The 12,736-nt window shown below is 67.9% G+C and carries 8 protein-coding genes and 1 pseudogene; 6 read left to right on the forward strand and 3 right to left on the reverse strand.

Features of this window, described 5'->3' with window-relative positions; genetic code table 11:
* Positions 1-78 precede the first annotated feature (78 nt).
* From E4A48_RS12590 to E4A48_RS12615, 6 genes are all read left to right on the forward strand, one after another.
* Positions 79-2,574, forward strand: a complete 2,496-nt coding sequence (locus E4A48_RS12590; RefSeq protein ID WP_142742530.1) for a TonB-dependent receptor — start codon at positions 79-81, stop codon at positions 2,572-2,574.
* Positions 2,575-2,576: 2 nt separating this feature from the next.
* Entirely contained in the window at positions 2,577-3,491 is a 915-nt protein-coding gene (locus E4A48_RS12595) for a glycerophosphodiester phosphodiesterase family protein (RefSeq protein WP_237655019.1), read from the forward strand.
* Positions 3,492-3,689: 198 nt separating this feature from the next.
* Positions 3,690-4,847, forward strand: coding sequence for a glycerophosphodiester phosphodiesterase family protein (locus tag E4A48_RS12600; RefSeq protein ID WP_039007467.1), 1,158 nt, complete (start codon positions 3,690-3,692; stop codon positions 4,845-4,847).
* A 240-nt stretch (positions 4,848-5,087) separates the two neighbouring features.
* The gene (locus tag E4A48_RS12605) at positions 5,088-6,422 is read left to right on the forward strand and encodes a hypothetical protein (RefSeq protein ID WP_142742531.1); all 1,335 of its coding nucleotides are present in this window, start codon (positions 5,088-5,090) and stop codon (positions 6,420-6,422) included.
* A 295-nt stretch (positions 6,423-6,717) separates the two neighbouring features.
* The gene (locus E4A48_RS12610; protein ID WP_039007472.1) at positions 6,718-7,179 is read left to right on the forward strand and encodes a cell wall hydrolase; all 462 of its coding nucleotides are present in this window, start codon (positions 6,718-6,720) and stop codon (positions 7,177-7,179) included.
* 78 nt (positions 7,180-7,257) lie between these two features.
* Entirely contained in the window at positions 7,258-7,866 is a 609-nt protein-coding gene (locus E4A48_RS12615) for a glutathione binding-like protein (protein WP_039007475.1), read from the forward strand.
* 263 nt (positions 7,867-8,129) lie between these two features.
* On the opposite strand, the pseudogene E4A48_RS12620 reads toward E4A48_RS12615, so the two are convergent.
* The 3 genes and pseudogenes from E4A48_RS12620 to E4A48_RS12630 form a co-directional block, all read right to left on the reverse strand.
* Positions 8,130-8,686, reverse strand: a pseudogene (locus E4A48_RS12620) (AMP-binding enzyme); the annotation flags it as partial.
* A 199-nt stretch (positions 8,687-8,885) separates the two neighbouring features.
* Entirely contained in the window at positions 8,886-11,399 is a 2,514-nt protein-coding gene (locus E4A48_RS12625; protein ID WP_142742532.1) for a S9 family peptidase, read from the reverse strand.
* Positions 11,400-11,729: 330 nt separating this feature from the next.
* Positions 11,730-12,716, reverse strand: a complete 987-nt coding sequence (locus tag E4A48_RS12630; RefSeq protein ID WP_039007480.1) for a malate dehydrogenase — start codon at positions 12,714-12,716, stop codon at positions 11,730-11,732.
* Positions 12,717-12,736: the final 20 nt, after the last annotated feature.

The following is a 12,736-nucleotide window of genomic DNA, read 5'->3' on the forward strand; positions in this document are numbered from 1 at the left end:
CGACGCTAGCATGTGGACACATATATTTCATACATGGTAAATAGTATTACCCCCACATAATTTTAATGGGGGAGTTTCATGCGTACCAACCAACTACAGCAGAGCCTGCTAGCGCTGGCCCTGTCTTCCGTTCTCGCCGCCGGCGCCCATGCCCAGGAGCCGCAGCAAGCGCCTGCAGTCGAAGCCACCACCACCCTGGATCAGATCGTCGTCACCGGCACCCCGCAGGGCCAGTCACAGAAGGACGCGCCGTTCGCGATCAGCGTGGTGTCGAAACAACGCCTGGATCGCGCGGCGCCGAGCAGCAGCGTCGACATGCTGCGCGCCGTGCCCGGCTTCTCGGCCGAGCCCTCCGGCGGCCAGGGTGGCGGCCAGAACCTGTACGTGCGCGGCCTGCCCGCCGGCGGCTGGTACTACGTGCAGTACCAGGAAGACGGCATGACCCTGTTCGACGAGCCGCAGGAAAGCTTCTTCAACGTCGATACGCTGTTTTCGCTGGACATGATGACTGAGCGCCTGGAAGTGGTGCGCGGCGGCACCTCGCCGCTGTTCGCGACCAACGCGCCGGGCGGCACGGTCAACGCCATCACACGCCACGGCACGGCCACGCCCGAGGGCGCGGTGCGCATGACCGTCGGCAGCGACGGCCTGCGCCGCGAGGACGCCTACAGCTCCGGCCCGCTGAGCGAGAACGTGCTCTACAGCATCGGCGGCTACCACCGCAGCGACGACGGCCTGCGCGAGACCGGCTATACCGCCGACAAGGGCGGCCAGTTGCGCGGCAATCTGACCTTCCTGATGGGCGATGCGATCCTCGACGTGGACGCCAAGTACCTCGACGACCGCACCGCGTTCTACAACCCGATCCCGCTAGACGATCCGCGCACTCCTTCGCAGTCGCTGTCGGCGCTGCTCGACCCGCTGGACGGCACCCTGCTGTCCAACGACCTGCGCCGCACCACGGTCCCGACCTTCGACAGCAACCGCATCGTGTCCCGCAACCTGGATCTGGCCGACGGCATCCACAACAAGGTCAAGCAACTCGGCACCCACCTGGAATGGAACCTGGACGATGGCCTGACCCTGAACAACCGCATGCGCTTCGTCGATGCCGAAGTGGACTACACCGCGCTGTTCTCCGGCGCCGCGCCCTCCGACGCCGCCGCCTACCTGTCCACCCAGCTCGGCCGCGCGCGCACCGGCTTCGGCAACCGCGTGGCCCGCGTCGGCTACGTCACCAGCCGCGACGGCGCCGTCTACGACCCGGCCGGCGCCGACGGCCTGGTGCTGGAAAGCGGCCTGTGGAACGCGCGCACCCACCTGCGCACGCTGTCCGACGATCTGCGCCTGAGCAAGGCGTTCGGCGCATCGGCGCTCGGCCAGCACACGCTTACCGCCGGCGTGAACGTGCAGCACTTCGAATACGCCCAGGACCGCCTGCAGAACACCGTGCTGACCACGCTGCAGAACAATGCGCAGCGCCTGGACGTGCTGGCCTACGACGCGGCCGGCAACGTGGTCGGCGCGGTCACCCAGAACGGCTTCGTGCGCTACGGCAACGGCGTCACCCGCGGCTTCGCCAACGGCACCTACCTGTCGCCGTACCTGTGGGATTCGGTGCGCTTCGGCCGCTTCGGCGTGGACGCTGGCGTGCGCTACACCCGCTACAGCGCCGACGGCGGCGTGTACGCCAACACCACGCGCAACCTCGGCGATCCCACCACCCTGGCCGACGACAGTGCGGGCGGCCTCAGCGGCGCGTTCAGCGCGCGCGAGGATCGCCGCCATGCCACGCAATGGACGCTCGGCGCCGAGTTCGCGCTGACCCCGCAGTTGCAGACCTTCGCCCGCTACACCAAGTCGCAGCGCTTGCCGCGGCTGCAGAACGTGTACCAGACGCAGAATGCGGCGGTCACCGACATCGACCAGGCCGAAGCCGGCCTGCGCGGCGCCTTCGGCGACACCTTCTCGTTCTCCACCGTTGGCTTCTGGAGCCGCTTCAACGATCTGTCGATCAGCGCGATCGTGCTCGACGACGCCGGTGCGGTGCAGACCCTGGCCCTGGTCGGGCAGACCCAGACCTTCGGCCTGGAGTCGGAGTTCACCTGGCGTCCCTCGGCGTACTTCGGCATGACCGGCTCGGTCACGCTGCAGGATCCGCAAACCCGCAGCCTGAGCAACGCCAGCACCGGCGCCAGCTACGGCGACCTGGACGGCAAGCAGATCTCGCGCATCCCCAAGTTCATGGCCTCGCTCAGCCCGACCCTGTACTTCGACATCGCCGGGCACCCGCTCGAACTGTCGGCCACGGCCTACCGCATGGGCCAGCGCTACGTCGACTACACCAACGCCACCGCGCTGCCGGCCTACACCACCTACGACCTGGGCCTGTTCGCCCACCTCAGCAACAACCTGGAACTGCAGCTGCATGCGGCCAACGTCGACAACAGCGCCGGCCTGACCGAAGGCAACGCGCGGGTGGATACGCTGTCCGGGCAAGGCACCGCCGAAGCGATCTATGCGCGGCCGATCTTCGGCCGCAACTACAACGCATCGCTGACCTGGCGGTGGTGAGCATGTGCTACCGCAAACTGCTGATGGGCGTGGCGATCTGGCTGCCGTTGATGACGGCGACGGCGACGGACTTGCCGGAGCGCCTGCGCGATCCGCACGGCGATGCGCTGGTGGTGTCGCACCGCGCATGCTGGAAGTTCGCCTCGGAGAACACCCTCGACGGCATCGCCGCGTGCATCGCGCAAGGCGTGGACATGGTCGAGGTCGACGTGCGCACCACTCGCGACGGCGCGCTGGTGCTGATGCACGACGAACGCGTGGATCGCACCACCAATGGCCATGGCGCGGTGGCCGACCTGGACGCGGCGCAGATCGCCGCGTTGCGCGTGCGCAGCGGCGGCGGCGGCCGCGCCAGCATGCTGACCGAGCGCCACCCGCCGACGTTGGCGCAGGCGCTGGCCGCAGCGCGCGGCCGGGTACTGGTGGACCTGGACGTCAAGGCAGCCGCGCTGGACCACGTCATCGATGTGGTCGAGGCGGCCGCGGCGCAGCGTGACGTGCTGTTGAACGTCCCGCTGGACGTGCCGCAGGCGGCGCTGCAGCGCGCGCGCAAGGCCGGCATCGCGCTGCAGGTGCTGTACCTGCAACGCGACACCGCGCTTTCGCCGCAACAGGCGCTGCACCAAGCCGCCGCGCTGCGTCCAGCAGTGGTGCAGTTGATGTTCGACGACCCGGCGGTATTGGCCATCGCCCAACGCGAACTGGCGCCGCATACGCGCCTGTTCGTCAACACGATGAGCAACGACATCGCCAGCGGCAAGCCGATGCGGCTATCGGCGAACTACACCGACCAGCGCGCGCTGCGCGATCCGGCCAGCGTCTGGGGCGCGCTGCGAACACAGGGGGTGAGCATGATCCAGACCGACGAGCCAATGGCGCTGCAACGCTACTTGCGCACATCGGACATACACCGGTAGCCACCGTCGCTCTTAATCCTCGCGAACCTCGCGAGCACTCAAGTCACACACGGTCGGCATGCAGCCGGATCGCGCCAATGGACGGCGCAGCCGTCGTTCCGAGCGATTCGCCACGACGGTCGAGCCAACACGGTCGGCCGCCATCGGCGTCGTTGCGCCTGCTTCACTGACATCCATCCAATCCCAAGGGGAGAACATATGAAATCGTCCAAGAAACGCTTCAAGACCTTATCGCTGGTCCTGGCCTGCGCCTCGCTGACCGTGTTGTCCGGCCTCGCCTCGGCGGCCAACAACTGGAATCCGCAGCACATCCTCAACACCATGAAAAGCCCCTACCAGGGCAACCGCGCCAGCGTCGCGGTGATCGCGCATCGCGGCCTGGTCGGCAACGGCTGCCCGGAAAATTCCACCTGCTCCATCCTCAACACCTACAACAACAACATCGAAGCAATCGAACTGGACGTCAAGCAGTCCTCCGATGGGCAACTGTGGCTGTTCCACGACCAGAACGCCGGCCGCGTGATCGACCATTCGCCGAACTTCAACATCTTCCAGAATGGGCTCAACCCGTCCGGCTGGAATCCGGACATCCGCACCATGACCAGCCACGAGCTGGTCAATTCGTTCCTGCGCGACAAGAACTTCGCCAAGACCAATTACCGTCCTGTGCCGCTCGGCGGCGCGCTCAACACCGTTGTCAGCCACGCCAATCATATGGTCGTGGTGCTGGACCTGAAAACCCTGGACGCGGTGTCGCGCGCGGCCGACCTGGCCCGCTCCTTCCGCATGGAAAACCAGGTGGTGCTGAAGTTCAGCGCCTCGTTGCTGGCCGGCAAGCCTGGCGACATCACCCGCTTCACCAAGGGCGTCGCGTTCGCACCGACCGTCTACGCCGGCGACATGGACAGGCTCGCCGACGGCGGCTACACCGGCCTGTGCGGAGCGATCACTCCCAACTCGCCGTCCTGCCGCGTCAATGCCTGGATCGAACAGGCCCGCGGCCAGAACGGCTTCGCCTGGCTGGAAATCGGCAACAAACAACCGCGCCGCAGCGATCCGACCGCCGAACTGCTGGCCGGCCAGCAGGCCCATCACCACGCGCTCGGTGCGTTCTCGCCGGTGCCGGAGTACCGCCTCAGCGCCCACGACGGCCAGCATTTCGTTCGTAGCAACGGGACCTGCTGTGCGGCGCTGAGCGACTACCTGACGCGCACCAAGTACTTCGGCAACGAAGCCGCCGACGACCGTTCCGACTTCGGCGTGCAGGCGTTGGCCGGCTTCACCAGCATCATCACCGACGACCCGCTCAGCATTACCCGTTCGCACATTTTCCGTAATACCTCGCGCTACGAGTGATCGCGGCATGATCCGGCCGGGGAGTCCGCTCCCCGGCTTCCCGCCGCACTCTCCACCCAGGAAGCATCCGCTATGCGTCCCATTCACCGTCCACGCCCCCGTCACCTGCTTGTCCTGCTTCTCGTCGCTGGTGTGAGCTGGCTCCTGTTGCAACGCGCAGCGACCGCGGAAGGCGCCCGCGCCAGCACGGCGCCAGCCGCCGCGCCTGCGTCCGGGCATCGCGCTGTCTCCGCGAACGACATGTCGTCCGCATCGCCTTCTTCTATCGACACCGTGCCCGGCCCATCGGCGCGCGAGGTCATCGCCGCGGCACAGGCGCTACCGGCCGATTTCCAGGCCGACGCGCTGCTGCGCATCGCTGACGCCAAAGACCTGCCGTTGACGGCCGGCGGCGATCGCCGCGACGCCGCGATGCGCCTTGCGCAACAGGCCTCGGTCCTGGCAGAACGCGCGATGCGACGCATGCCCGGTCTGGCCAGCGCCGGCTATGCCAGCGAAGAGCGCAGCGACGAATTGCGCAACACCCGCACCGCCGGCCTGGACCGGCTGTCGCTGCAAACGCGCGCTGCGCGCTTCCTGGCGACGTCTCCCGCACAGGCAGCCGCGCTGTTCGCGACGCTGCCGGCGCCGCAGGCTGCCGGCTGCGATACCGAGCTGATCGACGATCCCAGCGCCACCTACGCGCTGGCGACCGCGCTGCAGCCGGCCCAGGCCGCGCCGCAGGCGGCTGCGCTCGCCGAGCGCGTGGACAAGGCGCAACAGGAAACCGACGTGGCGCCGGCGCTGAAGATGGTGCTCGCCAGCACGGCGCTGGATCGCAACGGCCAAGCCCAGGTCGCCGACAGCCTGCTGCGCATGTTCGCGCGCATCCGCGGCAACGATCCGGGCTTCACCGCCACCGAACTGGGCGTCGCCGCGGACATGCCGCTGCTGCTGCAATGGCTGCAGGACACGGCACTGCGCGAGCGGCTGCATGCGGCGTACCGCACTTATGTCGCGGCGCATCTGGCGCAGGCGCGTTGCCCGGCGAGCCTGCTCGGCAACCACTGGCTGCTCGAACAGCGTTTCGTCGCCGAACTGCCGAACGAACGCATCCCGCCGGCACCGCCGGTAGTGCAGGAATCGATCGACGACGAGGCGATCTCCTTGATCCGCGAGGCTGGCTACAACGTGCGCACGCAACTGCTGCTGCCCGACGCCTCTGCGGCCGATCCAGCGCTGGAAAAAGCCTCCGCCGAATTCCTCGACCAGCTCGACCATGGCGTACTGCAGCAAACCGCAGCAGGCGATGGCAGCGGCCGCGTGCAGCGTGCGCGGCTGCGCGAACTGCTGCGCTATCTGGAATATGCGCCCAGCGGCGCGTCGCGCGATCGCGGCGTCGCGCTGATGGCAGCGTTGCTGTCCGGCCCGTACTACGCGCAGGACCACGACACCTGGTTCGGCGACCTACACGTGGTCGCCGAGCAGATGCAGCGTTGGCCCGACCGCACGCAAAGGCTCGCGCAATTGGTCGGACATCGCGATCCGGTGGTGAAGGTCTACGCGATGCTGATGCAGCGCCGTCAGTTTCCCTGAGCGTCGTCGCAACCGATACACCACGCTTCGATCTCCGCGCGCGGCGCCACGCGCCGCGCGCGCGACACGGATAGTGAACCCTGTCAACGACCAAGGTTCAGTTGCGATTGTGGAAGCGGCGCCTATTGTGCGCGCCACTTCCGATCCGCCCATTCTGGCGGATTCGCCGGCCTCCAGATCGCGCCGGCACCCGGGCGGCCCGTGACAGGCCGCCTCCCCATGACGCCAAGCCGCATCGCCTTGCCGCGCCACCCGCTGCAGCGCCGATGACGGCCCATACGGAGCAAGGAGTTATATGAAACTGGCCTGGATACTCTGGCTGTCGCAACTGTTGCCGCAACCCGCCGCCGATTCGCTGTGTTTGAGCACCACCGTCTACCTGGAAGCGCGCGACCAGACGTTGCGCGGCCAGCAGGCAGTCGCCGAAGTCGCGTTGCGGCGCCTGGACAGCGGCCTGTGGGGCAACTCGATGTGCCAGGTGGTCACCGCGCGCAAGCAGTTCGCGCCGGGGCTGGTGAAACCGGGTACAGAACTCAAGAACGAGGACGCCTGGGCCGACGCGGTCAACGTCGCCTTCGCCGCCGAACGCAACTGGGCGCTGCCGCAGGGCCAGCGCAAGGAGATCGTGCCCGGCGCCAGCCACTTCGCCGCGCACGCGATCGCCAATCCGAGCTGGCGCAACGCCTACCAGGTGGCGACGATCGGCGACCACACGTTCTACCGCGTGCAGAAGCTGCGGCCACGCAACGCATCCTGAGCGAAAACGCCGCGCTATCGCCATCTGCACGCAGGGCCGGTTACGCTTGTCGGCCCTTTGTCGGTGCGGAGTCCTGCAATGAAACTGTATGCCAAGTCTGGCGCCTGTTCGCTGGCCGACCACATCGCGCTGCGCTGGGCGCAATTGCCGTTCGAACTGGAACTGCTCGACGCCGCCGCGATGAAGGCACCGGCCTATCTCGCGATCAACCCTGCAGGCGCGGTGCCCACGCTGCAGATCGACGATTGGGTGCTGACCCAGAACTCGGCGATCCTCAACTACATCGCCGATGTCGCACCCGCGGCACAGCTGGCCGGCGACGGCAGCGCGCGCAGTCGCGCCGAAGTGCAGCGTTGGCTCGCCTTCCTCAACGCCGACCTGCATCCCGCCTTCCATCCGTTGTTCGGCAGCACGCGCTACCTTGAGGACGCGGCGACGATCGCGCGCACCCAGGAACATGCGCGCGAACGCCTGCGCACGCTGTACGCGCGCGTGGACGCGCAGCTGGGGACGCAGCAATGGCTCGCCGGCACGCAGCGTTCGATCGCCGATGCGTATCTGTTCGTGACCCTGCGCTGGGCGCGGGGACTGAAGCTCGAAACCGGCGCCAATCTGCAGCGTTTCTTCGAGCGCATGGCCGCCGATCCGCAGGTGCTGGCGGCGCTGCAGGCCGAAGGCCTGGAGTGAGCGTAGCGACGCAGCCGCATCGCATGCGGGTGTTGTTTGCTGCGTACGCAGGTAACTTCTTGGACGATTTCCGCGCCAGCTGATACCACGTCTGAGCGACTTCAGTCGCGACACGCCTTCCCGGTGACGCCGGTCACGACTGAAATCGCTCCCGCACATTGCGTTGGCTGCAGAACTGCATCAGCGCGGATCGGCATAGCGCTCGCTCAGCGCTCCCTCCACCGATTGCGCGTCAGCGGCAGCCGGCGCGATGCAATGGCGCATCAGCGCGCCAGCACCCGACCAATCTCGTCGAGCGCGCAGGGATCATCCAGCGTCGACAGGTCGCCGGGATCGCGCTGCTCGGCCAGCGCCTGCAGCGAACGCCGCAGCAGCTTGCCCGAGCACGTCTTCGGCAATGCCTGCACCAGGTACACCTGCGCCGGCCGCGCGACCGCACCAAGCCGCTCCACCACGCATTGCCGCAACTGCGCGGCGCTGGTGTTCGCTGCATCGGGCGCGGCCTGCTGTTTCAGCGCCGCGAACACCAGCGGCACCTGTCCCATCAGTTCGTCGTGCATGCCGATCACCGCCACCTCGGCCACATCGGCGTGGCCGGCGATGGCTTCCTCGATCGCGCGCGTGCCCAGGCGATGGCCGGCGACGTTGATCACGTCGTCGGTGCGGCCGAGGATGAAGGTATGGCCATCGTCGTCGCAGATCGCCCAATCCAGCGTGCTGTACAGCAGCTCCTCGAAATGGCCGAAACAGCTGCGTCGTCGTTCCACACCGCGGTCATGCAGCCCGGCGGCAGCGGCGGCTCGATCACCAGCACGCCCTTGGGCTTGCCGGTGGTGCCGGAGATCGTCTGCGGCGACGGCTGCCAGTGGACAGCGTCGCATCGTCCATGCGGCTCCTTCCAAGGCGATGCACCCGCGCCGAGCATCGTCCCTGCGCAGCGCGGGCGTCGTTCCGACCTTCGCCAAAGGGCGCGGGCGCCGCCGCGGCGGCACCTGCCTGTGCCGCCGCCGGTAGACTGCTTACTGCTTTTGCGCTGCCGCTTTCGCCTTCGCAGCCGCCGCACGCGACGGCGCATGCTTCACGTAGCGGTCGAACCACTCCAGCATCTCGGCCACCACGTCTTCGTTGGACTCGCGCGCGCTATACCAGTGCGGCTCGAACGGCAGCAGCACCAGCCGCGCGGTGCCGCCGTTGCCGCGGATTGCCTGGAACAGGCGCGGCGCCTGAGTGGTTTCGGTGCCGGGATTGGCATCGTCCATGCCGTGCACGATCAACAGCGGCTCGTCGATCTTGTCGGCATGGAAGAACGCCGACGCTTGCGCGTAGACCTCCGGCGCGGCCCAGAACGAACGCCGCTCGTTCTGGAAGCCGAAGGGGGTCAGGGTCTTGTTGTAGCTGCCACTCGTCGCCACGCCAGCGCGGAACAGGTCGGTATGCGCCAGCAGGTTGGCCGCCATCAGCGCGCCGTGGCTGTGGCCGGTGACGCCGATCCGCTGCCGATCGACCACGCCCAGCTCCACCGCCTTGTCCACCGCGGCGGTGGCGTTGTCCACCAGTTGCTGCAGATAGGTGTCGTAGGCAGTCTTGGGATCGCCGACGATCGGGAATGCGGTGTCGTCGATGATCGCGTAGCCGGCCAGCAACAATAGCTGGTAGGAACGCAGGCTGGTGAAGTCGCGCTCGTTGGCGCCGCTGACCTGGCCGGCCTTGGAAGGATCGGCGTAGTCCAGCGGATAGGCGTACAGGATCGCCGGCACCCGCGTGCCTTCCTTGTAGCCCGGCGGCGTGTACAGGGTGAACGACAGTTCCACCCCGTCCTTGCGTTTGTAGGTCACCAGCCGCTTCTTGATCTGCCGCACCAGCGGCGTCGGATCGGGGAAGCGGGTGATCGGCGCGGCCGCCGATGCATAGACCGCGTCACCCGCCGTCGCACCGGTCTGTGCCTGGCCTAGCGCGCGCAGGTACACGTTCGGCGGATCGGTCGGCGACTGGCGCCAAGTCAGCAACCGGGTGGTGTCGTCGCCGGCGAACCCGAAGAAAAATTCGTCCACGCTGGCGTCGCTGCGGAACAGGCGCTCGGTCTTGCCGCTGGCCAGTGCGTAGCGGTCCAGGAACGCGCGGTTGCCGGCCGGCGTGGCGCCCTGCCCGCTCAGGAACAGGGCGCCGCGGTCCTCGCGCAGCACCGCTTCGCCGTTGGCCAGCACGCGCAGTTCCGGGGCACCGGGATCGGCGTACAGATCGTCGGTGGACAGATCGAACAGCACCCGGCCGGGCGTGCCGGGGCGGTCGGCGTCCAGCAGGGTGGTGCGCCGCCAGTGGCGGTTCTCGTCGTAGTCGTCCAGCAGCGCCTGCCCGCCCTGGGCGAACCAGGACAGGCCGGCGTAGCGCTGGGCCACCCGCGCCAGTTCGCGCGGCTTGGCGGTGAACGGCGCCGCCAGGGTCAGCAGCTTGTCGCGCGCCGGCACGCTGGCCTTCCAGTCGCCGCCGTCCAGCGCCTCGGCCCAGACCAGCGTGGCCGGCTGGTTGGCCCGCCAGGAATACGCGCGCGGACCGGTCGGCACGCCCTGCACCGGCACCCGGTCGGCGACCGGCAGATCGGCCAGCACGCGCTCGCCGCCATTGGCCAGATCGAGCACCGCCACATCATGGGCGAAACGCGCATAGGTGGTGACGTAGGAATACGGCCGCTTGAGCCGCTCCACGCGCACATGGCGGCCGTCGGGCGCGCCATCCACTGCGGTGTAAACGGCCGGCGCGCCGACCTTGTTCTGCTTGCCGCTGGCCGCATCGACGGTGAGCAACTGGGAAGTCGCGTAATACGCGAACAGCGCCTCGTCCTCGGGACTGGACAGCGTGTCGCGCGCCTCGTAGGTACTGCTCTCGCCCTTGCCCTGGATGGTTTCCTTGACCTCCGGTCCAGGCGGCACCGCAGCCTTACGTGGCGGTGCGCCCATGTCCTGCGGCACGGTCTTCAGCAGCAGCGTGTCGCTGCCGCCCAGCCACTGGATCTCGCCGCCCAGCACCGGGTTGAGCTGCACGCCGTCGATGCGGCGCACGTTGCCGGTGGCGACGTCGCCCAACCACAGCTCGACGCGGTCGGCGGCAGTGTTGTTGAAGGCGAAACGACGCCCGTCCGGCGACCACACCGGCTGCGCCGGACACGCGCCGGCCGGCAGGGTCACCGCGGTCTGCTTGCCGCTGGCCACCTCGACCAGGCTGAAGCCTTCCAGGCAGGCACGGATGCCGTAACCGCTGGACATGTCGTGGCGACTATGGCTGCGCGGCTCCACGCGCACGCCAGCCAGCTTCAGGTACGGCTCGGCGACGCGCGCGATCGGTGGATACTGGGTGCGCTGCACCAGCAGCAGGGTCTTGCCGGTGGGATCCAAGCGCGGCGATGGATTCAACGGCGCGCGCATCACCCCCAGCAGCGGCTCGGGCGGCTGGCGGTAACCGCCGTCGGCGGCCGCGGCGGCGAGCGGCAACAGGCTGGCGATGGCCAGCACTCCGATCCAGCGATACGGCGCGAGCATGAGGTTGTTCCCTGGCGAATGGTTGCAGGAACGTAGCACAGCGCGGTGGCTTCTCCCCCCGACACTCCACGAAGCCGACCAGTCACTGTACGAAGCAGTCTCGTGCACTCAAACTCCGCGAGACGCTTCGCGCCGGACGCTCCCCCCCCTCTCCCGACGGGAGAAGGGCTAGCTGTTCCTTCTCCCAGCGAAAGAAGGTGCCCCGCAGGAGCGGATGAGGGTACGGGCGCAGCCTCGCGCCCCCCAATCAAGGCAGCCCCCAGGTTTGGAGCCCCACAACGCCGAACGCCGGGCAGCGCCCGGCGTTCGGTGACGCGATCGCGGGAGCGATCAGCCCAGCAGGTGCGCCACGCCGCTGCGCTCTTCCTCAAGCTCGGCCAGGGTCTTGTCGATGTACTTCTGGCTGAAGTCGTCGATCGGCAGATCCTTGACCAGGGTGTACTCGCCGTTCTCGGTGGTCACCGCGAAGCCGAACATCACGCCCTCCGGAATGCCATAGGAGCCATCGGACGGCACGCCCATCGTCACCCACTTGCCGTTGCTGCCCAGCACCCAGTCGCGCACGTGGTCGATGGCGGCGTTGGCGGCCGAGGCCGCCGAGGACGAGCCACGCGCTTCGATGATCGCCGCGCCGCGCTTGCCCACGGTCGGAATGAAGGTGCCGGCGTTCCAGTCCTGGTCGTTGATCGCATCGGCAATGGACGCCCCATCGACGGTGGCGAAACGGTAGTCGGGATACATGGTCGGGCTGTGGTTGCCCCACACCACCAGCTTCTCGATGCCGCCGACCGGCTTGCCGAGCTTGCCAGCCAGCTGGCTCAGCGCGCGGTTGTGGTCCAGGCGCAGCATCGCGGTGAAGTTCTTCGGGTTCAGGTCCGGCGCCGACTTCATCGCGATGTAGGCGTTGGTGTTGGCCGGGTTACCGACCACCAGCACCTTGACGTTGCGGCTGGCGACCTTGTTCAGCGCCGCGCCCTGCGCGGTGAATATCTTGGCGTTCTCCAGCAGCAGGTCCTTGCGCTCCATGCCCGGGCCGCGCGGACGCGCGCCGACCAGCAGGGCGACGTCGGCGTCCTTGAACGCCACTTCGGCGTCGTCGGTGCCGACCATGCCGGCCAGCAGCGGGAACGCGCAATCTTCCAGCTCCATCATCACACCCTTCAGCGCGGCCTGGGCCTTCTCCATCGGCAACTCGAGCAGCTGCAGGATCACCGGCTGGTCCTTGCCCAGCATTTCGCCGGAGGCGATACGGAACAGCAGGGCATAGCCGATCTGGCCGGCAGCGCCGGTCACAGCAACACGTACGGGTGTCTTCATGGGGGGTTCCTCTGCGAAAA

Origin of the sequence: Xanthomonas translucens pv. cerealis, assembly GCF_006838285.1 — a bacterium.
GTDB classification, from domain to species: domain Bacteria; phylum Pseudomonadota; class Gammaproteobacteria; order Xanthomonadales; family Xanthomonadaceae; genus Xanthomonas_A; species Xanthomonas_A cerealis.